Origin of the sequence: Streptomyces aureoversilis, from assembly GCF_042657885.1 — a bacterium.
Classification (GTDB): Bacteria; Actinomycetota; Actinomycetes; order Streptomycetales; family Streptomycetaceae; genus Streptomyces; species Streptomyces aureoversilis.
The window spans coordinates 125,286-149,751 of record NZ_JBHSKJ010000001.1 but is presented as its reverse complement, the minus strand read 5'-3'; the positions used below and the strand labels follow the sequence as shown (position 1 = coordinate 149,751).

Genomic DNA, 24,466 nt, shown 5'->3' with positions numbered 1-24,466 from the left:
GTTGACAGTAGTGAGACCCCGGCAAGGGCCACACCCTTAACGACCCCTAGGACGTGTGCGCCCCGGGGCCGATCGCTCCCCTGCCCGGTGTGCCGGACACCTGCTCGTGGTCGAACTTCCGGCGCACGTAGGACAGGGAATCCAGCAGTTCGCCGGAGGTGACGGTGCGGGACCCGCGCGTTTCCACCACGCCGGACAGCGGCAGCCTGCCGATGTCCGCCCAGCGGAGCCGCCCTTTTCCGTCGATGTAACTCCTGCTGCGCCCCATGTTGTCGGGGTGCAGGCAATAGGGGATGTCGAGATATCCCCTGCGGAATGCCAGCAGCATGGCCTCGCCGAGATCGGACGCCATATTGAGTACGGCGGCCACGAGGGCGGCGGCTTCCGCATAGGTCTGTGAATCGGCGCCCGCGTTCGCGGCGGTGACGGGCCGCCGGGTCCCGGCCGCGGTGGCCGCGGCGAATTCGAGCGCGCTGACGTTCTCCGCGACCGTCGGAATCCGTACGGATTCGGCGACGGTCTTCACGATCAGGCGTTCGGAGCCGGTCGCGGCGGCGAGTTCCGCCGCCTCGCCCAGCAGCCGGTAGGCGCCGTCCGGCGAGGCCGGGTAGACGCCCATGTAGGCGTAGATGACGACGTGCCAGTCGGTGTCGGGGAGCAGTTCCGCGCACAGCCGGCGCAGCGCCGCGACGGCTTCGGCGTCCTGCACCGGGCTCGTCTGCTGGGCATAGCTGACGGAGATGCTGCGCAGGCCGTGCCGGTGGAAGAACAGGGCTTCCAGCACGCTGATCGCGACCAGCTGGCTCGGCGGGCAGAGCTGTCCGAGCATGCACCCGCCGAACGTCTCCAGGTGCGGCTCCAGGCCGGTCTCCCGCAGCCGGACGAACAGCTCGCAGGAGCGCGACCAGTTGTCCACGGACTCCTGGAGCGGAATGCGCCCGTAGGGCAGGCAGTACGAGACGGGCCCGCCCTCGGAGGCGTCGAGTCCGACGGTCATCAGCGCCCGGAAGATGTCGACGGGGTCCGCCGAGCCGTGCCGGACCTGGACGGGGAAGTCCGGCCCGTGGGAGCCCTCCAGGACCCACCGCGTGGTGTCCGGGTCGTGGTTGACGATCGGGTAGCCGTTGAGCGACTCGCCCTCCAGGAGGGCGAGTCCGGCGGACTCCAGGTCCCGGACGCGGGTGTAGCTGTCCAGGGTGATCGTGCCGACCGTCCGCCCGTTCGCCGCCCGGGTCGCCCGCAGGCCGGCGCGCATCCGCTCGGGTTCGCTCATGCCCATCCTGGGCTGCACGACGAGTTCGCCGCCGGCGCGTGCCCGGCGGACGAACGCGCCGAACCCGGTCACGCCAGCGCCCGCTGCGGGAGCGCGTCGAGCAGCCGCCGGAAGGAGGCGATCCCCTCTGCGCCGTCGTCGAAGACGGCGTCGTACCCGGCGGTGACCAGGGCGCCGAGCTGCTCGGCGCTCTGGGCCCCGGCGATTCCCAGCTTGCCGCCGATGACCGCCGGCACGGCGCTCAGCCCGGGCTGCCGGCGCAGCCGGCTGATCAGCCGCATGCCGTCCCGGTAGCCGTGGCCGTTGACGCTGCTCACCACGAGCAGCGCGGGCCGGCGGGCGAGGCACTCGGAGACGACCAGTTCCTCGGGCGCGCAGGGGCCGAGGTTGACGACGCCGAAGCCGAGCTCCTCCAGCAGCAGTTGCAGGAAGACCAGGTTCCAGGTGTGCGAGTCGGAGGTCACGCCCGTGACGACGACGGTGGCGTCCCGCCGGGCGGGGGCCCGGTGCCCGGCGGGCTCCGCTCCCGGGCCCGGCCCCGCCCCCGTCGTGGCCGGGGTGCTCATCGCTCCCCCTGCCCGTACGCGTACGCGCGGGTGTGCTCGATCCGGGAGGCCGACACGACGTCGCCGCCGCGCACGACGATCTCGACCGGGGCCGGTCTGCCCAGGAACATCAGCAGGCTGGCGGTGGGCCCGTAGGCGCCCGCGTTGGGGACGGCGACGACGTCCCCGGGCGCGAGGGACGGCAGCGGGATGTCACGGCCGAGGACGTCCCCGGGGGTGCACAGCGGGCCGACGAGGCTGGCGACCTGTCCGGCCGGCGCCTGCGGCCCGTGGAGCTCCACGGACACCGGCAGGATCCGCCCGAGGCCGGACATGCCGCCGAAGGTGTTGATGCCGCCGTCCAGGATCGCGAAGCGCCGGCCGCGGCTCTCCTTGAGGTTGACCACCCCGGCGAGCAGCGTGCCGCTGTCGCCCACGAGGTGGCGCCCGGACTCGAAGGCGATGCGCGGGGCGCCCTCGCGCCACCCGGGAAAGTGCGCGTCCAGCGTCTCCGCCAGGGCGGCGCGCAGCTCGCCGTAGACCGGCCGGTCGCCGGTCACGGCGTACGGGGCCGCGAAGCCGCCGCCGATGTCCAGCAACCGGAACCGCACGCCCAGCTCTTCCTGCAGCCCGGCGGCCACCCCGATGGTGTGGCGGAACTCGGCGATCAGGCTCGCCTCGTCCTTGGCGTTGCTGAGCGGGAAGAAGTGGGCGCCCGCGACCCGGGTCCCCGGCACGGCGGTGAGCTCGTCCCGGAGGGCGGGCAGCGTCTCGCTGTCGAAGCCGAACTGGGATGGGACGCCGGTCATCCGGATGCTGGTCGAGGCGCTCGCGGAGGCGCTGTTGACCCGCAGCAGGCAGTCGGCGACGACGCCGAGCCGGCCGGCGACCTCCCCGACGCGCCGCAGGTCGCCGAGGGACTCGACGGAGAACAGCCGCACGCCCGCCTTCAGCGCCTCGGCCAGTTCGCCCTCGGTCTTGCCGGGCCCGGTGTAGAGGACGTCCGCCGTGGAGGCCCCCGCGGCGAGGACGGCGGCGAGCTCGCCGACGGAGCTGATCTCCGCCCGGCAGCCGCGCCCGGTGCCGGCGCACATCTCGCGGACGAGCTCCGGGTGCGGGTTCGCCTTCACGGCGTAGAAGAGGTGGGCCTCCTCGGGCAGGGCGGCGAAGAGGTCGCGCTTGGCCGCCGCGATGCGGTCGAGGTCGTAGACGTAGGCGGGCGTGCCGAAACGCTCGGCGAGCTCGGTGTAGCCGGTCACCGGTCGTTCCCTTCAAACAGCAGTGCGAGCTGCTTGCGCTCGTGCTTTCCGTGCAGGGTCAGGGGCAGGTCCTCGACGACCTTGCAGAGGCCGGGGACCTTGGCGGGCTCCAGCCGGCGGGCCAGCTCGCGCAGGACGGTGTGCGAGGCCACGTCGCCCTCGACGCACACCGCGAGGTCGCGGTCCCCGCTGGGCGGCAGGACGGCCGCGGCGCGGACGCCGGGGATATCCATCGTGGCGGCCTCGATCTCGGTGGTGCTCATGCGCACGCCCTTGCGCTTGAACACGTCGTCGCGGCGGCCCTCGTAGTAGAGGAAGCCGTCCTCGTCCACGTGCCCGTAGTCGCCGGTGTGCAGCCGCCGGGCACCGGTGAGCGGGTTCTGCCGGAACGTGCGGGCGGTGAGCTCCGGCGCGCGCCAGTAGCCGGGCATCACGTGCGGGCCCTCGACCACGATCTCGCCCGTCTCGCCCGTGGGCAGCTCGGCCCCGTCCTCGCCGAGGACGAACACCGTCGTGCCCGGCAGGGGCCGGCCGACCGACTCGCGCTTGCTGTCCTCGAACTCGGGCGGCAGGACAGAGATGCGCTTGCACTCGGTCTGGCCGCACTGGCGGATCACCTCGGCGCCGGGGAACGCCGCGCGCAGGGCGTCGGCCGTCGGCCTCGGCAGCGCGGCCCCGGTGTTGGTGAACATCCGCACCCGGGAGGTCCCCTCCGGCGCGGGCTCGCGCTCGGCCAGGGTCAGGATCATGGTGGCGAGGGACGGCACGATGGGCACCACCGTCGCCCCGGACTCCCGGATCCGCTTGAGCAGGACCAGGTCGGACTCGCCGTCGGCGAGCACCAGCTCGGAGCGGCCGAGGGCGGCCAGGAGGATCTTGTACAGCCCGTAGTCCCAGGAGATGGGGAAGCGGCAGAACACCACGTCGTCGGGGCGGTAGCCGAGTTCGAGGTGGATCGCGTGCGAGGCGAAGAGCATGGGCCCGTGCGGGCAGACGACCGCCTTCGGCGCGGCGGTGCTGCCGGAGGTGTACACCAGCGCCGCGATGTCCTCGGCGGACACCTCGACCGGGCCCGAGGCCCGCGCTCCCCGCTCGTGCAGGGCGGCGACCCCGCTCCAGAACTCCGTCGTCCCCACGACCGGGACCGGGGAGAACTCCGCGATCCGCGCCGCGGCCGCGTCGGCGGCGATCACCAGGCTGGGCTCGGCGTTGGCGAGCACCGAGCGGAGGTGGAAGTCCTTCATCCCCGGGTTCAGCGACACGAACACCGCGCCGCGCCGCGAGGTCCCGTAGAACAGGGCGACCAGTTCGCGGGTGCTGGGCACCTGCACGAGCACCCGGTCGCCGTGGCCTATGCCGCGGGCTTCCAGCCAGGCGTCGACCGCGTGGCTGTACGCGGTGAGCTCCCGGTACGTCCAGCGCCCGGCTCCGTCTCCGACCGCCGTGGCGTCGGGGGCGGTGTCCGCCGTGGCCTCGTCCAGCAGCGCGTGGACCAGCGCGGGCGGACGGGTATCCGATGTCGAATTACGGTTCACTGCGCCCCGTATGACCTTTCATGAGAGCCCTCCTGCACGGCCCGGGCGGCCGGCTCAGCCGGCTGCGGGCGCGGCCCGGAGGGCGAGCTTCTTGCGGTCGATCTTCCGGTTCGGGTTCAGCGGGAACTCCGCCAGGTGCACGTACTTCCTCGGGACGATCGCCAGGGGCAGCACGCTCCGCAGCTCGCGGGCCAGCTGCACCTGCGGCACGGCGGATCCGGTGTAGAAGACCACCAGTTCGGAGGTGTGGCCCGCCGCGACCGCCACGGTGACGGCGTCCTCCACGCCGGCGCAGGAGCGCACGGCGGCGTCCACCTCGGCCAGCTCCACGCGCACTCCGTGCACCTGGACCTGGGCGTCCTGCCGCCCCAGGTAGAGCAGTTCGCCGTCGTCCGCCCGGCGGACGCGGTCGCCGGTGCGGTACCAGCGCCGGCCGTCCCGGAGGAAGAAGCGGCCGGTGTCGTCGGAGGGGTCGAGATAGCCGGGCGTCAGCTGGGGCCCGGCGATGCACAGCTCCCCTTCGTCCGTGCGCTCCGTACCGTCCGGGCCCAGCAGCAGCACGCCGTGCCCGGCGTGCACCGCGCCGATCGGCACGACACCGTGCAGCCCGCGCCCGGCAAACCAGCGGTGGGCGGAGACCGTGATGGTCAGCTCGGTCGGCCCGTAGAGGTTCTCCAGGAACGCGCCCGGCGCCGCCGCCTGCCAGTCCTCGGCGTCCTGGCAGTTCAGCGCCTCCCCCGCGAAGAAACTCCACCGCAGGGACGGCATCGCCCCCGGCCGCAGCCCGCCCATGCGCCGGATCAGCGCGATGGCGCTGGGCGTGGAGAACCAGACGGTCAGCCCTTCCGCGGCGGCGAACGCCGGCATGTCCCGGAACGCCTGCGGCGGCGGAACGGTCAGGGTCGCACCGGCCCCCCAGGCACAGAACAGGTCGAACATCCCGCAGTCGAAGTTGAGGTCGAAGTTCTGCGAGAAGACGTCACCGGGCCCGAAGTCGTAGCGCTCGTCGAGCAGGCCGAAGTAGTGCGCGGTGTTGGCGTGCGTGACCGGCACGCCCTTCGGCCTGCCGGTCGAGCCGGAGGTGAACAGGACGTACGCGACGTCCGACGCCCGCACCGGCTGCGGCGACGCCAACGCGGCGGCCGGGTCGTACGGCACGGCCGGCATCGGCTGCCCCCCGGGAGGGAACAGCACCGGCAGCTCGGTGCCGGCCTCCCGCAGCGCCGTGAGCGCGGGCAGCGCGTCGTCGTCCGCGATCAGTGCGCCGACGCCGCTCGCCTCGATCATCTGCCGGGTGCGCAGCGCGGGGAAGGAGGGCTGCAGCGGGACCGTGGTGATCCCCGTGTACAGGCCGGCGAGGACCGCCGGGTACGCGGAGAGGCCCTTGCCCGCCAGCACGCCGATCGCCCGGGGCCGCTCCGGCAGCCCGGACAGCAGCGAGCCCGCCAGCGCCAGCGCGCGCTCGTGCAGCTCCCGGTAGGTCAGCGCGGCTCCGCCGGCCCGGACCGCGGGGCGGTCCGGCGACAGGGCCAGGCCGCGCAGGAAGCGGCCGGGCAGCGCGGCGTCCATGGTGTCGTCCATCGTGGTCCCCCCGGCCCCCGCTACGCGGCGGTGCCGGTCAGCATGCCCTCCACGGTCTTCCAGAGGATGCCGGGGTTCTCGAAGTTCTCCATGGCCAGCGCGCCGTCGAGGAACCGCACGTCATAGGTGCTCTCGAGGTTCCCGAGCAGCTCTACCACGCCCAGGGAGTCCAGCCCCAGGTCACGCAGGGCGGTGCCGCTCTCCAGGGGCTCGTCCGGTGCCAGGAACGGCAGGAACTTGCGCAGGAGCTGTTCGAACTGGTCGTCCCACATGGTGGATCCCATCGTCGGAGGGTGCTCAGGCGGCGCCGGCACGGCGCCGTGGTGTCATCGCCAGCCGCGGATTGGCCGGGATGACCTCGAAGTTGTCCGTCGTGCGGCCGACCCGGCCGAAGAGGCTGTCCGGGCCCGCGACGCAGACCCGCCCGACACCGGCCTCCTTGAGGGCGGTCACGACCGCCGGCCAGTTCAGCGGGCGGGTGAAGCTGTCCAGCAGCATCGTGCGGATGCCGTCGGCCGAGTGCAGGAGCGTGCCGTCCTGGTCGGCGACGACCGGCAGCTTGGGGTCGGCGAAGTCCAGGGTGGACACCACTTCCCGCTCGGCCTTGGCGCGCAGTCCCGCGAAGGCGGCCGAGTGCATGGGCGGCCGCATCGTGTACAGCGACATCCCGCCGACGGCGCGCAGCCGCTCCTGCAGCCAGGGGACCCGGCCCTCGGCCAGCGAGAGCATGAAGAAGTCGTCGTCGATGAAGCAGGAGATGTCGTGCCACTCGCCCTGCTCGTCCAGGTCGGCGAGGATCTCGTCGAGCCGCTCGCGCGGCGTGCGCACGAAGGAGAGCGTGACGACGTCGCGGTGCTCGTGCCGGAAGTACTCGTCCATGCAGCGGGCGAGTCCCGCGGTCATCCGTATCGCCTCGGCCACCGGCAGCGCCCCGGAGTAGGCGATGGCCGCCTTCTCGCCGAAGCTCGGCCCCGCGACGAACCCGGGCTCGATCCCCAGGTTCTGCCGCGCCCATTCGGCGGAGGCGAGACAGTTCACGAGAAAGGCGACCTGGGCCGCCTCGGAATAGTCCCCGTCGGCCTCGCGGAAAGCGTCGACCAGGGAATGGCCGAGCACGTCGTCGGCGATGGCGACGAGTTCGCGGGCGAACGGGTTCACCACCATGAACCGGCCGACGTCGGAGAACGCGGACGGGCCCATGCCGGGAAAGACGACGGCGGTGTTGTGGGTCTCGGCGGCCATGGCTGCCACGTCCTCTCTACAGGCTCTTCAGGAATCCGGTCAGCACCTCGGTGAACCGTTCCGGCTCCTCCAGGTGCGGCACGTGACTCGAATTCTCGAAGACCTCCCAGCGCACATCCGGAATGCGGTCGTGGAACGGCTGCATCGTCACCGCCGTCGCCTCGTCGTAACGGCCGTTGACGAGCAGGGTCGGCGCCTCGATCGCGTCCAGGCAGTCGATGACCGACCAGTCCTTGAGAGTGCCGATCACATGGAATTCGTTGGGCCCGTTCATCGTGTAGTACACGGTCGGGTCGTTGTAGATCTCCATGAAGGAGGAGAGGAAGTCCCGCGGCCACGGCAGGGTCCGGCACACGTGCCGGTCGTAGAAGACGCGCATCGCGGTGAAGTACTCGTCCGAGTCGGTCGTGCCGGCCGCCTCGTGGCGCCGCAGCGTCTCGTCCACGCCCGGCGGGAGCTGCGACCGCAGCACCTCCATCTCGCTCAGCCACAGGGGGTACGAGGCGGGCGAATTGGCGATGACGAGACCGCGCAGGCCGGAGGGGCGGGCCGAGGCGTGCCGGGCGGAGAGCAGCCCGCCCCACGACTGGCCGAACAGCACGTAGTCGTCGGCGATGCCGAGGCGCTCCAGCAGGTTGTCCAGCTCGTCGAGGAAGAGCCCGGGGGTCCAGAAGTCGGCCCCGCGGTCGGGCAGGTGCGTCGATCCGCCGTTGCCGAGCTGGTCGTAGTGGACGACCGGCCAGCCGGCGTCGGCGAGGGCCGTGAGGCCCAGCAGGTAGTCGTGCGTACTGCCCGGGCCGCCGTGCACGGCGACGACGGCCGGCCGGCCCGCACGGAGTTCACCGGTGATCCGGTACCAGGTCCGGTACTCCCCGAAAGGGACCGTTCCCTTTGCGCTGGGGTCCGAGGACACGGCAAGCACCTCACTCGACGTCGTGCAGGGGGTCGGGACCGACGCTAACCCGCTGCGGCGCCGCACCAGGACCCCTAACGGCCCCTAGCGGAGCGGGGGTTGCCGCCGGGCCGTGCCGGCGCCGTCGAACTGGGGCCGGTAGGGGGTGCTTCCGCGCACCGGGGGTGTTTAGCGTGCGAACGGCGGCAGCCCGTTTCCCACGTGCCCGCCCGTACGACGTACCGAGTGCGAGAGGGCATCATGAACCCATCTGCCGAGCAGCACCCCGCGTTTCCCATGGCCCGCCGGTGCCCCTTCGGCCCGCCGGAGGAGTACGCCAAGCTCCGCGCGACGGAACCGGTCTCCCGGGCGACCCTCAAGGTCAACGGCAAGCCCGCCTGGCTGATCACCAGGCACGAGCACATCAAGAAGGTGCTCGGCGACTCCCGGGTGAGCGCCAACCTGAAGCTGCCGGGCTATCCGCTGCAGGTCCCGGTGCCGGAGGAGATGCTGCAGGCCGTCCCGCTGACGTTCCTGTCGATGGACCCGCCGGACCACACCGTCCAGCGCCGCATGCTGGCGCCCGAGTTCAGCGTCCGCCGGATGCGGGAGCTGCGGCCCCGTGTCCAGCAGATCGTGGACGAGCGCATCGACGCGATGCTCGCCGCGGGCGGCCCGGTGGACCTGGTGACCGCGCTCGCGCTGCCCGTCCCCTCCTTGGTGATCTGCGAGCTGCTCGGCGTCCCCTACGAGGACCACCCCCGGTTCGAGACCTGGGCCGGGCAGATCATGAGCCGCGACATCAGCGAGGAGGAGCGCGGGCGGGCCCACTACGAGCTCGACCGGTACGTCGACGGACTGGTCACCGCCAAGGAGAGCGAGCCGGGCGACGACATGATCAGCCGGCTGATCGAGAAGAACCGCGCGGAGCCGGCGGTCGAGCACGCGGACATCGTCAGCATGGCCCGGCTGATGCTCGTCACGGGCCACGAGACGACCGCCAACATGATCGCCCTCGGCACCCTGGCCCTGCTGGAGCACCCCGAGCAGCTCGCCGCGGTGAAGGCGGACTCCGCCCTGCTTCCCCGGGCCGTCGAGGAACTGCTGCGCTACTTCAGCATCTCCGACTCCGGCACCGCGCGCGTGGCCCTGGAGGACATCGAGATCGGCGGCACCGTCATCCGCGCCGGCGAGGGCATCCTCCCCCTCAACAACGCGGCCAACCACGACGAGGCCGTCTTCGCCGACCCCGACACGCTCGACATCCACCGCGAGGAGGCGCGCAGCCACCTCGCCTTCGGCTACGGCGTCCACCAGTGCATCGGGCAGAACCTCGCGCGCCTCGAACTCGGCGTCGTCTACGGCACGCTCTTCCGGCGCATCCCCGGCCTCCGCCTCGCCGCCTCCCCGGAGGACCTGCGGTTCAAGGACGACGCCATCGTGTTCGGCGTCCACGAGCTGCCGGTCACCTGGTAACCATCCGCACCACGTACCGAGTTCGAGAGGGCACCATGACGCACTCCGCCGACCGGGCGCGCCACCCGGCGTTCCCGATGAAGCGCACCTGTCCCTTCAGCCCGCCGGAGGAGTACGCCAAGCTCCGCGCGACGGAACCGGTCTCCCGGGCGACCCTCAAGGTCAACGGCAAGCCCGCCTGGCTGGTCACCACCTACGAGCACGTCAAGCAGGTGCTCGGCGACTCCCGGGTGAGCTCGAACCTCAAGCTGCCCGGCTACCCGCACCAGTTCCACATCCCCGAGGAGATGCTCCGGTCGGTGCGGCTGATGCTGCTGTCGATGGACCCCCCGGACCACACCGCCCAGCGCCGCATGCTGATCCCCGAGTTCACCGCACGGCGGATCAAGGCCATGCGCCCGCGGATCCAGGAGATCGTGGACGAGCGCATCGACGCGATGCTCGCCGCGGGCGGTCCGGTGGACCTGGTGACCGCGCTCGCGCTGTCCGTGCCCTCACTGGTGATCTGCGAGCTGCTCGGCGTCCCCTACGAGGACCACGCGCAGTTCGAGGAGTGGTCGGCGGTGATGATGAACCACGACGCCGCCCCCGAGGAGTACGGAGCGGCGGTCCAGGCCCTGGACGGCTATCTGGACGCGCTGGTCACCAGCAAGGAGGAGCGGTCGGGCGACGACCTGATCAGCCGGTTCATCGAGAAGAACCGGGTGGAGCAGGTCGCCGACCACACCGACGTGGTGACGATGGCGCGGCTGATGCTCGTCGGCGGCCACGAGACCACCGCCAACATGATCGCCCTCGGCGTGCTGGCGCTGCTGGAGCACCCCGGGCAGCTGGACGCGGTCAAGGCCGACCCGGACCTGCTGCCCCGGGCCGTCGAGGAACTCCTGCGCTTCTTCAGCATCTCGGACTCGGGCGCCGCGCGCGTGGCCCTGGAGGACATCGAGGTCGGCGGCACCGTCATCCGCGCCGGCGAGGGCATCCTCCCCCTCAACAACTCCGCGGACCACGACGAGGCCGTCTTCCCGGACCCGGACACGCTGAACATCCACCGCGAGGAGGCCCGCAGCCACCTCGCCTTCGGCTACGGCATCCACCAGTGCATCGGCGCGAACCTCGCCCGCGTGGAACTGGAGGTCGTCTACGGCACCCTCTTCCGGCGCATCCCCGGCCTGCGCCTGGCCGCGCCCCTGGAAGAGCTCAGGTTCAAGGACGACGCCATGGTCTACGGCGTCTACGAACTGCCCGTCACCTGGTGACCGGATCCGGAGAGAGGTTCCCCGCCATGCGCGTCAGCGTGGAGACCCCGCGGTGCGTGGGGTCCGGTCAGTGCGTGATGCTCATCCCGGAGGTCTTCGACCAGGACGACGACGGAATCGTCGTCCTCCTCCAGGAGGCGCCGCCGGAGGAGGTGTACGAGGACGTCCGCCAGGCGGCCATGACGTGCCCGACCCAGGTCATCGGCGTCGACGAGTAGCGGACGCTTAGCATGGGGCGCATGCATGCGCGTCTGATCCAGTTCCCGGAGCACGGCCTTCCAGGCACCCTCGTCCGCTACACCGAGGGCGGGGGCGAGCCCGTGGAGGTGGAGCCGCGCGGCCCGGTGGCACTGTCCTCCGGCTCCCGGCTCGTCTACGTGATCGACGCGGAGGATGCCGAGGCGGCCGACAAGGAGGCCCTCGCGGACGGCCTCGCCGGGCTGCCGTCCGACGCGTTCGTCGTCGCCGACCTGGGCGGCGCGACGGACGACATGCTGCGGGCCGTCGCGGGGCAGCGGGCGGTCAGGACGCTCGTGCTGTCGGGCGACTTCACCGACGAGGGCGTCGCGGCGCTGGGGACCATGCCGGAGCTGACCGACCTGGTGCTGGAATCGCCCCGGTTCACGGGGGCGGGGCTGGCCGCGCTCGCCGGGTCGGAGACGGCCGGCTCGCTCGACACCCTCGTCCTCAGCGGCACCACGGCGTTCGAGCCCCGGTCGCTGGCCGCCCTGGCGGAGGTGCCGCACCTGGCCTCCCTCGCCTTCGAGGGCGTCCCCGTCGACCACGCCCTCGCCGACGCCCTGGTCGCACTCACGCCGCACCTCGCCGAGGTGTCGGTGGCCGAACGCCCCGGCCACGACCTCGCCCTCGACGTGCTGGAGCGGCTGCTGACCGCCGGGCTCGGCGTCAACGGCATCTCCGCGCCGCCGGAGAACGCCGCCCTCTTCGCCCGCGCCGCCGCCGAGGCCGCGGACACCGGCGCCTTCGAGGACGGGGAAGGCGAGGAGGGCGAGGAGCCGCAGGAGCGCGGCGTGCTGCGCGAGATCACCGACGAGGCCGAGCTGGACCGGCTGCTCGCCGGCCCCGTGCCCGTCCTGGTCGACCTCACCGCCCCGTGGTGCGGCCCGTGCTCGCTGCTCACCCCCGTCCTGGAGGACGTGGTCGAGGCCTGCGGCGACGCCCTGACCGGGGTGAAGATCGACGTGGACCGGGCCGACTGGGCGCAGGAGCGGTTCGACGCGATGGGCGTGCCCACCGTGATCCTGGTGCGCGAGGGCAAGGAGAGCTTCCGCTTCAGCGGTGTCGCCTCCGCGGCCCAGGTCACCGGCTGGCTGGCCGCGGTGGGGGTCACCGCCGGCTGAGCGGGCCTGACGCGGTCCGGTGCGGTTCGGCCGCGCCCGAAGGGGCGCGGGGAACTGCGCGACCGGCCACGATGCACCTGCAGGTGACGCACCCGGCCGTCGGTGCAGCGCTCGGCTCCCCGGCGGCCGGTTCTCCCGCGGTCTGGGCGCAGGCCCCGAGCGCGCTGTAGCGTCCGTCCATGCCTGCCCGATCCGGTGTCGTCGCGCCGCCGGGGTGGAGCCGCTGGCTGGTCCCGCCCGCTGCGCTGTCCATCCACCTGGCCATCGGCCAGGCGTACGCCTGGAGCGTGTTCAAACCGCCGCTGGAGTCCTCGCTGGGCCTGTCCGGCACGGCCTCGGCGCTGCCGTTCCAGGTGGCGATCGTGATGCTCGGCCTGTCGGCCGCGTTCGGCGGCACGCTCGTGGAGCGCAACGGCCCGCGCTGGGCGATGTCCGTGTCGGCCGTGTGCTTCTCGTCCGGCTTCCTGGTGGCCGCCCTGGGGGCGGCCACGCGACAGTACTGGCTCGTCGTGGCGGGCTACGGCCTCATCGGCGGGACCGGGCTGGGCATCGGCTACATCTCACCGGTCTCCACGCTCATCAAGTGGTTTCCCGACCGCCCGGGCATGGCCACCGGCATCGCCATCATGGGCTTCGGCGGCGGTGCCCTCATCGCCTCGCCGTGGTCGGCCGCGCTGCTGTCGCACTTCGGCACGGACTCCTCCGGCATCGCGCGGACGTTCCTGGTGATGGGCGTGGCGTACGCCGTGTTCATGACGCCCGGCGTGCTGCTCGTACGGGTGCCGCCCGGTTCCCGGCAGCCGCCGGGAGGGGCCGCGGACCGCGCGCCGTCCCGGGAGCTCGTCACGAGTGCTCAGGTGTCGGCCCGCAACGCCCTGCGCACGCCGCAGTTCTGGTGCCTGTGGGTCGTTCTCTGCGCGAATGTCACGGCCGGCATCGGCATTCTGGAAAAGGCCGCCCCGATGGTCACGGACTTCTTCGCGGACTCCTCCTCCCCCGTGAGTGCGGCCGCCGCCGCGGGATTCGTCGGCGTGCTCTCGCTCGCCAATATGCTCGGCCGGATCGTCTGGTCCTCCGCCTCGGACATCACCGGCCGCAAGAACGTCTACCGGCTGTATCTCGGCGCGGGCGCGCTCATGTATCTCGTCATCGCCCTCGCCGGCAGTTCGTCCAAGCCGCTGTTCATCGTCTGCGCCGGTGTGGTGCTGTCCTTCTACGGCGGCGGGTTCGCGACCGTGCCCGCGTACCTCAGGGACCTCTTCGGGACCTACCAGGTCGGTGCGATCCACGGCCGGCTGCTGACGGCGTGGTCCACCGCCGGGATCCTCGGGCCGCTCATCGTCAACTCCGTCGCCGACGCCGGGAAGTCCGCCGGCCGGACGGGGCCCGGCCTCTACACCACGTCCTTCCTCGTCATGATCGGGCTGCTGGCCGTGGGCTTCGCGGCCAACGAGCTCGTCCGGCCCGTGCACCCGCGCCACCACGAGCCGGCCGGCGACGGGGGCCGGCCGCCGGCGGCCGTACCGGAGAAGGGGGCGGGGCGGTGACACCCGCGCGCAAGGCGGTGCTCGTGCTGAGCTGGCTGTGGGTGGGGGCGCCCTTCGCCTACGGAGTGTACGAACTCGCCTCAAGGCTTCGGCAATTGTTCACCGGGTGAACCGCCCGGAAAGCAGGAAATCCCCCGGCCGGATTGACGGACGGGGGATTTCTCGGCGTATATTGAATGTTTCCCTGCCTTGCTGAAATCAGGGCAGGGGGAAGCCTTATGAAGTCATAGTACCCCGGCGGGAGCTGAATTGTCAATCGCGGACATGCGCAACGAGCAAGAATTCATCGATCTGCTCCACGAACGCCTGGCCGAGCTGCGCGCCGGAGCCGAGACGGCGGTGGCGCAGGCCCTGGCGCAGGGCGGCAGCACCTTCCAGGCCCGGCTGGAGCGCGATGTCATGGTGGCCGAGCAGTCCGGGCTCCTCTCCGCCTTCAACGCCGGCGAGCGGGGCCTGTGCTTCGGCCGGCTCGCCTTCCGGGACGGCCGCGACCACCACATCGGCCGCATCGGCATCCGGCGCGACGACGCCGAGCGCACCCCGCTCGTCATCGACTGGCGCGCCGAGGTCGCCCGCCCGTTCTACCTCGCCACCGGGCACACCCCCATGGGGCTGCGCCGCCGGCGGCACATCACCACCGAGGGCCGCCGCGTCACCGCCCTGCACGACGAGATCCTCGACCTCACCGACACCGAGCGCACCGGGCACGAGGGCTCCGACGCCGACGCCGTGCTGCTCTCCGCCCTCGACGCGGCGCGCACCGGCCGGATGCACGACATCGTGCAGACCATCCAGGCCGAACAGGACCGCATCATCCGCGCCCCGCACCGCGGCGTCCTCGTCGTCGAGGGCGGGCCCGGCACCGGCAAGACGGTGGTCGCCCTGCACCGCGCCGCCTTCCTGCTGTACGCCCACCGCGAGCAGCTGGCCCGGCGCGCCGTGCTCATCGTCGGCCCCAACCCCGCCTTCCTCGGCTACATCGGGGAGGTGCTGCCCTCGCTCGGCGAGACGGGCGTGCTGCTCGCCACCCCCGGCGAGCTCTTCCCCGGCGTCACCGCGACCGGCACCGACACGCCGCGGGCCGCCGAGGTCAAGGGCGGCGCGGCGATGGCCGGCGCCCTGGCCGCCTACGTCCGCGACCGGCAGACCCTCCCCGGCCCCGTGACCGTCATCGACCACGAGGACGGCGAGCTGCACCTGGACGCGGACATCGCCTCCGACGCGCGGCACCACGCGCGCGCCACGAACCTGCCGCACAACCTCGCCCGCCCCTATTTCGCCTTCCATGTCATCGACGCGCTCACCCGGCAGCTCGCCGACCGCATAGGCGCGGACCCCTTCGGCGGGCCGAACTTCCTGGGCCCCGACGACATCGCCCAGCTCGGGAAGGCCATCGCCGCGAGCGCCGCGGTGCACGCGGCCATCGAGGAGCTGTGGCCCGCCCTCACGCCTCAGCAGCTGATCGCGGACTACCTCGCCGACCCCGTCCACCTCCCCGGGGCCGACGCGGCGGCCATCCGGCGCGAGGGCGGCGCCTGGACGCCCGCCGACGTCCCGCTGCTGGACGAGGCCGCCGAGCTGCTCGGCGAGGACGACTCGGCCGCCCGCGCCGCCGCCGAGGCCGAGCGGCAGCGGCAGGTCGCCTACGCCCAGGGCGTGCTCGACATGTCCTACGGCTCCCGCACCCAGGAGTTCGAGGACCGGGAGGATGAGGATTCCGAGGTGCTGGCCGCGCACGACCTCGTCGACGCGGAGCGGCTCGCCGAACGGCACGAGGAGGAGGACCACCGCAGCGCCGCCGAGCGCGCCGCCGCCGACCGCACGTGGGCCTTCGGCCACATCATCGTGGACGAGGCCCAGGAGCTGTCCTCGATGGCCTGGCGGCTGCTGATGCGGCGGTGCCCCACCCGCTCGATGACCCTGGTCGGCGACCCCGCGCAGACGTCCGAGCCGGGCGGCTGCGGCGCGTGGCGGACCGTCCTCGAACCGTACGTCGGGGACCGCTGGGAGCACGTGCGGCTCGGCGTCAACTACCGTACGCCGGCCGAGGTCATGGAGGTCGCGGCGGGCGTCCTGCGGTCCGCGGACCCGTCCTTCGAGCCCCCGCGCTCGATCCGCTCCACGGACGTGCGCCCCTGGGCGCTGCACACCGGCGACCTCCCGGGCGCGGTCGCCGAGGCCGTCGCGAAGGAGCTCCCGCAGGAGGGCCGGCTGGCGGTCATCGCACCGCGCCCGCACCACGCGGCACTCTCCGCGGCCCTCCCGGACGCCGCCCACGGTCCGTCACCGGACCTGACGCGGCCGGTGGTCCTCCTGGACCCGCGGCAGGCGAAGGGCCTGGAGTTCGACGCGGTCATCGTGGCGGAACCGGCGGAATTCGGCCTGAGCGACCTGTACGTGGCCCTGACCCGGGCGACGCAACGCCTCGGGATCGTGCACACGGGCACGCTTCCGGAGGGCTTGGACACCGTGGTGCCCGTGCACTGACCCACTGGGCCGGCGCGGCACCGCCGCGGGGGTTGCTCGCCGGGGCGGCGGAACCAAGTACCCGGGCGCCGACACCGGCAAGTTGCCCGCACCCTGAACCCCGCACGGGCCGCCCGCCGCCGCGACGGCGAGCAACCCCCACCCAGCGGACCGGAGGTGCCGAACCGGCCTCCGGCCGAGGACGGCCCGGCACCGCCGGACGCCGCCGTGGGGGTCGCTCGCCGCGGCGGCGGATCCGGATGCCGCAGCACCAGGGCAGAAAGGGTGCCCGCCCGTCACCCCGCCCACGACGGCCGGACCCACGCCGACGGCGAGTCCGGCGCGGGGCCGTCCCCCTCGGGCGCGGGGTCCGGCAGGTCCAGGGCCCGTGCGGCGAGGCCCTCCCGCGCCCGGTCGCGCACCCGGCCGCCGGTGGTAACGGCCACCGTCCACAGGGGCTCCAGCCGTGCGCCGCGCCGCGACTTGGCCCGGGACGTGCCGATGCCGAGGTGCACGGCGCGGGCCCCCAGCTCGTGGGCGAGCCGGAGCGGCTCGTAGAACATCAGGCCGAAATAGCAGCCGCGCGTCCCGGGGCGGGACTCGTCGACGCCGATCAGCCGTACCCACAGCACGTCGCGGTAGTGGAAGACCAGGTGGCAGCCGACCGTGCGGCCCGCGAGCCGGGCCCGTACGACGTAGGCGCCGGGGAGCTCGGCGCAGCGGGCCAGGTAGCGGGAGAAGCGCGAGCCGGGCCGGTCGTGGACGGAGCCGTACATGCGCTCGTGCAGCGCCAGCAGGTCGCCGGTGTCGTCGTCGGGGCCGGTCAGCGGGCGGGCGGAGAAGGCGACGCCCGCCATGGTGTACCGCCGCAGGTCGTCCTTCACCTGATTGCGGTGGGTCTTCTCCAGCCCGGCGAGGTAGCCGTCGAAGCCGGTGCCGGGAACGTCGAGCCAGGCGTCCCAGGCGATGAGGCCGGCCGGATGGCCCGCCGTCTCGAAGGCGGCCGCGGGCCCGCTCGGCAGGTACGGCAGGAGGGCGGCCTCGGGTGCGGGTTCCCGTTCGCCGGGGGCCAGCAGGCCCTCGGCGACCTCGTCGGCCGGGAGCCTCTCCGGCCCGTAGCGCAGTTCGTTGAGGTAGCCCGTGCGGGGCCCGGCGACGACGCAGCGCTCGGCCGGGAGCCGCCCGTGGAGGAGGAAGCCCGGGTGGTAGCGCGCGGTCTGCACCGCCGGGCCGTCGGTGAGGGGGATCAGGGCCGCGGCGCGCTCCCGGGCGCACATCAGCAGCCAGCGGTACCGGTGGCCGTGCCCGTGCAGCAGCTCCAGCCAGGAGTCGCTGCTGTACAGGCCGCGCGCCGGGGCCAGGGGATGGCGCGCGGTCGCTTCCGGCAGTGATGCGTACGCGTACGAGCCGATCACTTGGTCCTTTCCGCCGCTGCGGTCACGGACACCCGGAGCACCGGCCGTCGCCGCCCGTATCGCTCCCGGTCGTCGAATATAGCGGCACCGTGCCGCCAAATGGGGGCAAACGAGGACGGGAGACGGGAAGCGGCGGCATTCCCTCCGAAGGGGTGAAGAGAGGGAAACGGAGGGCATCTCCGCCCGTCGGGAGGGGAAAGGTGAGGGACCGGGCCGGAGGTGACCGGCCGCGGCCGGCGCGTCGAGCCCGACGCACCGTGCAAGCAGGACGAAGGACTGGAATCTCATGGCAACAGGCAAGGTGAAGTGGTTCAACGCGGAGAAGGGCTTCGGCTTCATCCAGCAGGACGACGGCGGCCCCGACGTGTTCGTCCACTTCTCGGCCATCCAGACGCAGGGCTTCAAGGAACTGCAGGAGGATGACCGCGTCTCCTACGACGTCACCCAGGGCCCCAAGGGGCCCCAGGCGGAGAACGTCGTCCGTGAGTGAGGGGCTGCGCCCCCGGCCCTACCGGCCGTCTCCGGCGACCCTCAGCAGGACGCGTCCGAACGGCCGGTCCTCGATGAGGTGACGCTGCGCCCGGGCGGCCTCCTCCAGGGGGAACTCCCGGGCGACGACGGGGTCGAAGCGGCCCTCGGCCAGCCAGCCGGTCACCGTGCGCCGCGCCGCGGCCGCCGTCGCGGGCGGGAACATGTTGAACATGTAGCCGTGGACCCGCGCGGTCCGCCAGATCAGGTCCGTCACGTCGACGGTGCCGCGCGTGCCCCCGGCGTAGCCCACGGAGACGTAGTTCCCGCCCCGGGACAGGCAGGCGAGGGCGTCGCCCAGCAGCGGCCCGGCGACGCCGTCGACGACGACGTCCACGCCCTTGCCGCCGGTCAGGCGCGCGACGCCCTCGCGCAGGGTCTCGCGGGAGAGGTCGACGACGTGGGCGAAGCCGGCCGCGCGGGCCCGCTCGGCCTTGGCGGTGCTGCCGGCCGTGGAGATCACCAGGGACGCCCCCAGCTCGGCGGCCACCTGGGCGGTCCCCATGCCCACCGCCCCGCCGATGCCCGGGGCGAGCACGCTCTGCCCCGGGCGGATCCGGGCCAGCTCGGTCAGGGCGAGGTAGGCGGTGACGTGCCCGGCTCCCGCCTGCAGCGCCGCCATCTGCCGGTCCGTCACCCCGTCGGGGACGGGCGACAGGTCCGCGGGGTACTCGGCGACGTACTCGCGCCAGGTGCCGTCCACGCTCAGGCCGCGGCCCTGCCCGGTGACGGTCACCCGGGCGCCCGCGGCCAGCCCCGACGTGCCCGGGTCGGCCACCACGCCGACGGCCGCCCCGCCGGGCACGATCGGCAGCGGCTTGTGCAGGTCCGGTGACATCCGCCCGGCCCGGACGGTGTCGTCCAGCGGGCTGACCGTGCCGTAGGTGATGCGGACCAGGGCCTGCCCGGGCGCCGGCTCGGGCACCGGCAGGTCGACCAGCCGGAGTTCGTCGTAGCCGCCGTGCTTGTCGTACTGGATCGCGCGCATGAGTCTCCCTGGTCCGTTCGTGTGCGGCCGGTGCTCCGGCCCTCAGCCGGCCCGGCCGGCCAGCGTGCCCCGCAGGACGTCGGCGATCGAGGTGCCGCCGAGAGCGCCGTGCACGGCCGCCTCGGCCCCGCCGTAGACCTCTTCCAGGGCCGGCCGGATGCCCGCGCCGACCGGGCACTTCTGGTTGGGCTCCGCCCGGTGGAGGGCGAACAGCGGCTCGGTCTCCACCGCCCGGTAGACGTCCAGCAGGGTGATGGCGTCCGCCTCGCGCAGCAGCCGCCAGCCGGCGCCGGCCCCGTGCAGGGCCTCCACCAGGCCGGCCTTGCGCAGCTCGCCCAGGCTCCGCCGGATGACCACCGGGTTGGTGTTCACGCTGTCGGCGATCTGATCCGACGTCACCACGTCCCGGCCGCGGCCCTTCACCAGCGCCATCCAGGTCAGTACGTGGACGGCCACGGTGAGCCTGCTGTTCGCGGCCATCGCATCCTCCTCGGCTCGTCGGGCGGTTCTCCGGCCCCGGCGGTGTAACTATTTCAGTTACGACACCGGGGTTGTCAAGATCCTCTTCCGCCGGCCCCGGTCGGCGCCCGCCCCGGGGCCCGCCCCTCACCGACCCACGGCCGCCGCCATCCGGCGCACCGCCTCGGTGAGCACCTCGGGCGAGGCGGCGAAGTTCAGCCGCAAGTGGCCCGCCCCGCCGGTGCCGAAGGGGAGGCCGCCGCTCAGCGCGACCCGGCCGCGCTCCAGGAAGAAGGCCGCGGGATCGTCGCCCAGCCCGAGCGCCCGGCAGTCCAGCCACGCCAGGTACGTGCCCTCCGGGCGCAGGTACCGGATCTCCGGCAGGTGCCGCTCCAGCAGTTCGCCCAGCAGGCGCCGGTTCTCGTCCAGCGCCGTCAGGACGGCGTCGAGCCAGTCGCCGCCGCCCCGCAGCGCCGCGGTGTGCGCCACGACCCCGAAGTGGCTGGGGCCGTGGCTGACGATCCGGGGCAGCCGGGCCAGGTCGTCCGCCGCGGCCGGGCCCGCGACGGCCACGGCCGCCTTGAGGCCCGCCAGGTTCCAGGCCTTGGAGGCGGACAGCAGGCAGAAGGCATTCTCCGCACCGGGCACCGACAGGTACGGCACGTATTCCGCGCCGGGCAGCACCAGCGGGGCGTGGATCTCGTCGGCGACGACGCGTATCCCGTAGGCGTTCGCGAGCTCCGCCACCGCCGTCAGCTCGGCGCGGGTGTGCACCGCACCGGTCGGGTTGTGCGGATTGCACAGCAGGTACGCGGCGCGCCGCCCGCCCGCGGCCGCCCGCCGGAACGCGGCCTCCAGGGCGCTCGTGCGCAACCGCCCGTCCTCGCCCAGCGGGGCCTCGACCACGCGCCGGTCCTCGTGCTCCACGAACCCGTAGAACGGCGGGTACACGGGAGGGCTGACGACGACCGCGTCGCCCGGGCCGGTCACGAGCTTCAGCATCTCCACCGAGCCGCGCATCACGTCCGCGACGGTCGCCGTGCGCTCCGGCACCACGCCGTCCCAGCCCCAGCGCTTCCTGGCGAAGGAGTCCAGGGCCTCGGCGTAGCCCGACCCGGTGGGGTATCCCGTGTCGCCCAGGGCGAGGGCGCCGGTCAGGGCACGCGCCACCGCGCCGGCCGGCATCGCGTCCATCTCGGCCACCCACAGCGGCAGGACGTCCGGCGGATAAGCGCGCCACTTCGCGCTCGTACGGCGCCGCAGCTCGTCGAGGGAGAGCCGGCGCAGGGGATTGCCCTCCTCGCCGGACGCGGGAACACCGGACGCGGGGGCACCGGATGCCGGGACATCGAACACGCGGGCTTCGGACTCGCAGTCATCGGACATGCAGATCATTGTCCGAACGCGGGGGCGGGGCCGGTAGTGGGGCATTCGAGCCGGGCGCTCACATCTCCGCCGCCCCGCCCTCCTGCCGCCCCGCCGCCCAGCCGCGGTGCGCCGGCTGCCGTCCCGCGGGCTGCGCCGGAGCGGGCGTGTCCGGGACGTCCGGCACCTTCCGGCTCACGAGCGCGCCCTGCTTCAGCGTCATCGGCTCCCCGTAGTGCTCGACCTCCAGGGCGTCGCCGTCCATCAGCTCGTACGTCGCGGTCTGCCCGGTGATCTCGACGCGCAGCCGGCGCTGCAGCACCTGCACCGTGAACGCCAGCCGGCCCAGCTGCTCGGGGAGCCGCGGCGCGAAGCCGACCGAGCCGTCGCAGTGGCGCAGCCCGCCGAAGCCCGCGACCAGGGCGATCCACGTGCCCGCGAGCGAGGCGATGTGCAGGCCGTCGCGCGTGTTGCTCTCCAGGTCGGACAGGTCCATCATCGCGGCCTCGCCGAGGTAGTCGTACGCCAGCCGCAGCTGCCCCACCTCGGCCGCCATGACGGCCTGGACGCACGCGGACAGCGAGGAGTCGCGCACCGTCAGCGGCTCGTAGTAGGCGAAGTTCTTGGCCTTCTGCTCGTCGGTGAAGGCGTCCCCGCGCAGGTACATGGCCATGACCAGGTCCGCCTGTTTGATCACCTGTTTGCGGTAGATGTCGAAGTAGGGGAAGTTGAGCATCAGCGGGTACTGGTCGGGAGCGGTCCCGGCGAAGTCCCACACCTGGTGGCCCGTGAAGCCGTTGGACTGCTCGTGGACGCCGAGCACCTCGTTGTACGGCAGGTTCATCCGCGCCGCCGCGTCCCGCCACGCCGCCGTCTCCTCGTCGTCCACGCCGAAGCCCGAGGCGAGGTCGGGGTGGCGCTCGGCCGCGTCCGCCGCGGCCCGCAGGTTCTGCTGCGCCATCAGGTTCGTGTAGACGTTGTCGTCGGCGACGGCGCTGTACTCGTCCGGGCCCGTCACCCCGTCGATGTGGAACTGCCCCTGGTGGTCGTGGTGGCCCAGGGAGCGCCACAGCCGTGCCGTGTGGACCAGCAGCTCCAGGCCGACCTCCCGCTCGAAGGTGATGTCGCCCGTGGCCAGCTGGTAGCGCACCACGGCGTCCGCGATGTCGGCGTTGACGTGGAACGCCGCCGTGCCCGCCGGCCAGTAGGCCGAGCACTCGTCGCCGTTGAGGGTCCGCCAGGGGAACGCCGCGCCGTTCAGCCCCAGCTGCCGGGCCCGGTTGAGCGCGGCGGGCAGGGTGGCGTGGCGCCACCGCAGCGGCTGCGCCGCCGCCAGGGGCGCGGTGCACGTGAGCACCGGCAGGACGAAGGTCTCCGTGTCCCAGAAGCTGTGGCCGTCGTAGCCCGGGCCCGTCAGCCCCTTCGCGGCGATGGCCCGGCACTCCGCGCGCGCCCCCGCCTGCAGCACGTGGAACAGCGCGAACCGCACGGCCTGCTGGATCTCGGCGTCGCCGTCGACCTCGACGTCCGCCCGCTCCCAGAACTCGTGCAGGTACTGCTCCTGCTCGGCGCACAGCCCCCGCCAGCCGGTGCTCGTGGCGCCCGCCAGGGCCGCGTCCACCTGGTCGCGCATCGCCGGCAGCGAGCGGGTGCTCGACCAGCCGTAGGCGACGGTCTTCTCCAGCCGCAGCCGCTGACCCGGCCGCAGCACCGTGGTGACGGTGTACCGGCTGAGGTCAGCGCTGCTCTTCGAGTACGTCTTCGTCTCCTCGGGGCCGCCCACGGCGTGGACGGCGGCCGTCGCGACCCGCAGCCCGCTGCGCTGGGTCCGGTGCACCAGGCGCAGCACGCCCTCCTCGGCCGAGTGCTCCTCCGGGACGAGCGGCGACTCCAGCACCGCCGCCACCCGGGGGTCCCCGCCGGCGCGGGGCAGCTGCTCGTTGGCCACCAGCTCCGACTGCAGGACGATCCGCGCCTCGTCGTCGACCGGCTCGACCTCGTAGGCCACGGCCGCGACCGCCCGCTGGGTGAAGGACACCAGTCGCGTCGAGCGCACCCGCACCGTCCGGCCGGAGGGCGACGTCCACTCCACGGTGCGGTGCAGCAGGCCGGTGCGGAAGTCCAGCACCCGCTCGTGGTGCAGGAGGCGGCCGTAGCGCAGGTCGAAGGGCTCGTCGTCGACGAGCAGCCGGACCACCTTGCCGTTGGTGACGTCGATGACCGTCTGCCCCGACTCCGGATAGCCGTAGCCGGCCTCCGCGTACGGCAGCGGGCGCAGCTCGTACACCCCGTTCAGGTACGAGCCCGGCAGGCCGTGCGGCTCGCCCTCGTCCAGGTTGCCGCGCCAGCCGATGTGGCCGTTGGCCAGGGCGAAGACGGACTCGCTCTGCGGCAGCACCTCCAGATTGAGCTCGGTCTCGCGCAGGCACCACGGCTCGACGGCGTAGGCCGGATGGGTGATCACGTGTGCTCGCCCGCCTCTCCCAGCAGTTGCTCCAGGTCCTGGACGACCACGTCCGCGCCGTGGCTGCGCAGGGCCTCGGCCTGGCCGACGCGGTCCACGCCGACGACGTAGCCGAAGTCGCCCGCCCGGCCCGCCTCCATGCCCGCCAGCGCGTCCTCGTAGACGGCCGCCTGAGCCGGGGACACCCCGAGCTCCCGCGCCGCCTCCAGGAACGTGTCCGGGCGGGGCTTGCCGGGCAGCTTCCGCTCGGCGGCGACCACGCCGTCGATCCGCACCTCGAACAGGTCGTCGATGCCCGCCGCCACGAGCACGTCGTGGCAGTTGGCGCTGGAGGAGACCACGGCCCGCCGCAGGCCGGCCGCGCGGGCGGCGTGCACGTAGCGCACCGAGCCCTCGAAGGCCTCCACGCCCATCTCCTTGATCTTCTCGAGGACGATCGCGTTCTTCCTGGTCCCGAGGCCCTGGACGGTGTCCCGCTCCGGCGGGTCGTCCGGTTCTCCCTCGGGCAGGCGGATACCCCGCGAGGCGAGGAACGAACGCACGCCGTCGGCCCGGGGCATGCCGTCCACGTACCGGTCGTAGTCCTCCACCGCGTCGAACGGGCGGAAGCCCTCCCCGTCGCGCGCTTCGAGGAACGCGTCGAACATCTCCTTCCAGGCGGCCGCGTGCACGGTCGCCGTCCGCGTGAGCACCCCGTCCAGGTCGAACAGACAGGCGCGGATGGACTCGGGAAGGCCGAGGCTCGTCATGCGGCCATGATGCCCCGTCGGACGGGCGCGCGCCCGGCGCATACACTCGCTTGCGCCCGTCGCCC

The 24,466-nt window shown here is 73.1% G+C and carries 22 protein-coding genes; 8 read left to right on the top strand and 14 right to left on the bottom strand.

Annotation, left to right across the window (positions count from 1 at the left end; translation table 11 throughout):
* Positions 1-46: 46 nt before the first annotated feature.
* The 8 genes from ACFPP6_RS00645 to ACFPP6_RS00610 are packed head-to-tail and all read right to left on the bottom strand — an operon-like array spanning position 47 to position 8,348.
* On the bottom strand, positions 47-1,345 hold the full coding sequence (locus ACFPP6_RS00645) for a methylaspartate mutase (RefSeq protein ID WP_382035668.1): 1,299 nt from the start codon (positions 1,343-1,345) through the stop codon (positions 47-49).
* A complete protein-coding gene (locus ACFPP6_RS00640; RefSeq protein WP_382035666.1) occupies positions 1,342-1,839 on the bottom strand; it encodes a cobalamin B12-binding domain-containing protein in 498 nt (165 codons plus the stop codon). Before ACFPP6_RS00640 ends, ACFPP6_RS00645 begins: the two co-directional genes overlap by 4 nt.
* Positions 1,836-3,077 carry a type III PLP-dependent enzyme domain-containing protein gene (locus ACFPP6_RS00635; protein WP_382035663.1) on the bottom strand — a complete coding sequence of 414 codons (1,242 nt, stop codon included), beginning with the start codon at positions 3,075-3,077 and terminating at the stop codon, positions 1,836-1,838. Before ACFPP6_RS00635 ends, ACFPP6_RS00640 begins: the two co-directional genes overlap by 4 nt.
* On the bottom strand, positions 3,074-4,612 hold the full coding sequence (locus ACFPP6_RS00630) for an AMP-binding protein (protein ID WP_382035660.1): 1,539 nt from the start codon (positions 4,610-4,612) through the stop codon (positions 3,074-3,076). Before ACFPP6_RS00630 ends, ACFPP6_RS00635 begins: the two co-directional genes overlap by 4 nt.
* A gap of 54 nt (positions 4,613-4,666) precedes the next feature.
* Positions 4,667-6,193: an AMP-binding protein gene (locus ACFPP6_RS00625; RefSeq protein ID WP_382035658.1), complete on the bottom strand. Its 1,527-nt coding sequence runs from the start codon at positions 6,191-6,193 to the stop codon at positions 4,667-4,669.
* Between the two features lie 20 nt (positions 6,194-6,213).
* A complete protein-coding gene (locus ACFPP6_RS00620) occupies positions 6,214-6,465 on the bottom strand; it encodes an acyl carrier protein (RefSeq protein WP_382036760.1) in 252 nt (83 codons plus the stop codon).
* Positions 6,466-6,490: 25 nt separating this feature from the next.
* Positions 6,491-7,435: an ACP S-malonyltransferase gene (locus ACFPP6_RS00615; RefSeq protein ID WP_382035655.1), complete on the bottom strand. Its 945-nt coding sequence runs from the start codon at positions 7,433-7,435 to the stop codon at positions 6,491-6,493.
* Positions 7,436-7,451: 16 nt separating this feature from the next.
* Positions 7,452-8,348, bottom strand: a complete 897-nt coding sequence (locus ACFPP6_RS00610) for a proline iminopeptidase-family hydrolase (protein WP_382035652.1) — start codon at positions 8,346-8,348, stop codon at positions 7,452-7,454.
* A 240-nt stretch (positions 8,349-8,588) separates the two neighbouring features.
* Between ACFPP6_RS00610 and ACFPP6_RS00605 the strand changes: the two genes are divergently transcribed.
* The 7 genes from ACFPP6_RS00605 (at position 8,589) to ACFPP6_RS00580 (ending at position 16,454) form a co-directional block, all read left to right on the top strand.
* Positions 8,589-9,803 (top strand): cytochrome P450, encoded by a 1,215-nt coding sequence (locus ACFPP6_RS00605; protein ID WP_382035649.1) that lies wholly within the window; start codon positions 8,589-8,591, stop codon positions 9,801-9,803.
* A gap of 35 nt (positions 9,804-9,838) precedes the next feature.
* Positions 9,839-11,059, top strand: a complete 1,221-nt coding sequence (locus tag ACFPP6_RS00600) for a cytochrome P450 (RefSeq protein ID WP_382035646.1) — start codon at positions 9,839-9,841, stop codon at positions 11,057-11,059.
* A 26-nt stretch (positions 11,060-11,085) separates the two neighbouring features.
* A complete protein-coding gene (locus ACFPP6_RS00595; RefSeq protein ID WP_382035643.1) occupies positions 11,086-11,277 on the top strand; it encodes a ferredoxin in 192 nt (63 codons plus the stop codon).
* Positions 11,278-11,298: 21 nt separating this feature from the next.
* Entirely contained in the window at positions 11,299-12,420 is a 1,122-nt protein-coding gene (locus ACFPP6_RS00590) for a thioredoxin family protein (protein ID WP_382035641.1), read from the top strand.
* 179 nt (positions 12,421-12,599) lie between these two features.
* A complete protein-coding gene (locus ACFPP6_RS00585) occupies positions 12,600-13,967 on the top strand; it encodes an L-lactate MFS transporter (protein WP_382035638.1) in 1,368 nt (455 codons plus the stop codon).
* Positions 13,964-14,077 (top strand): MFS transporter small subunit, encoded by a 114-nt coding sequence (locus ACFPP6_RS36545; protein WP_417801527.1) that lies wholly within the window; start codon positions 13,964-13,966, stop codon positions 14,075-14,077. The genes ACFPP6_RS00585 and ACFPP6_RS36545 overlap by 4 nt, the downstream gene beginning before the upstream one ends.
* 154 nt (positions 14,078-14,231) lie before the next feature.
* Positions 14,232-16,454 (top strand): HelD family protein, encoded by a 2,223-nt coding sequence (locus tag ACFPP6_RS00580; protein ID WP_382035635.1) that lies wholly within the window; start codon positions 14,232-14,234, stop codon positions 16,452-16,454.
* A gap of 275 nt (positions 16,455-16,729) precedes the next feature.
* On the opposite strand, the gene ACFPP6_RS00575 is transcribed toward ACFPP6_RS00580, so the two are convergent.
* The gene (locus ACFPP6_RS00575) at positions 16,730-17,848 is read right to left on the bottom strand and encodes a GNAT family N-acetyltransferase (protein ID WP_382035632.1); all 1,119 of its coding nucleotides are present in this window, start codon (positions 17,846-17,848) and stop codon (positions 16,730-16,732) included.
* 286 nt (positions 17,849-18,134) lie between these two features.
* Here ACFPP6_RS00575 and ACFPP6_RS00570 point away from each other — a divergent pair, with 286 nt between their 5' ends.
* The gene (locus ACFPP6_RS00570; RefSeq protein WP_382035629.1) at positions 18,135-18,338 is read left to right on the top strand and encodes a cold-shock protein; all 204 of its coding nucleotides are present in this window, start codon (positions 18,135-18,137) and stop codon (positions 18,336-18,338) included.
* Between the two features lie 18 nt (positions 18,339-18,356).
* On the opposite strand, the gene ACFPP6_RS00565 is transcribed toward ACFPP6_RS00570, so the two are convergent.
* The 5 genes from ACFPP6_RS00565 to ACFPP6_RS00545 form a co-directional block, all read right to left on the bottom strand.
* The gene (locus tag ACFPP6_RS00565) at positions 18,357-19,364 is read right to left on the bottom strand and encodes a quinone oxidoreductase family protein (RefSeq protein WP_382035626.1); all 1,008 of its coding nucleotides are present in this window, start codon (positions 19,362-19,364) and stop codon (positions 18,357-18,359) included.
* A 42-nt stretch (positions 19,365-19,406) separates the two neighbouring features.
* Positions 19,407-19,844, bottom strand: coding sequence for an Rrf2 family transcriptional regulator (locus ACFPP6_RS00560; RefSeq protein WP_382035623.1), 438 nt, complete (start codon positions 19,842-19,844; stop codon positions 19,407-19,409).
* A 126-nt stretch (positions 19,845-19,970) separates the two neighbouring features.
* The gene (locus ACFPP6_RS00555) at positions 19,971-21,209 is read right to left on the bottom strand and encodes a MalY/PatB family protein (RefSeq protein WP_382035620.1); all 1,239 of its coding nucleotides are present in this window, start codon (positions 21,207-21,209) and stop codon (positions 19,971-19,973) included.
* 58 nt (positions 21,210-21,267) lie between these two features.
* Positions 21,268-23,652: a glycoside hydrolase family 65 protein gene (locus ACFPP6_RS00550; RefSeq protein ID WP_382035617.1), complete on the bottom strand. Its 2,385-nt coding sequence runs from the start codon at positions 23,650-23,652 to the stop codon at positions 21,268-21,270.
* The gene (locus ACFPP6_RS00545) at positions 23,649-24,401 is read right to left on the bottom strand and encodes an HAD family hydrolase (RefSeq protein WP_382035614.1); all 753 of its coding nucleotides are present in this window, start codon (positions 24,399-24,401) and stop codon (positions 23,649-23,651) included. Before ACFPP6_RS00545 ends, ACFPP6_RS00550 begins: the two co-directional genes overlap by 4 nt.
* Positions 24,402-24,466: the final 65 nt, after the last annotated feature.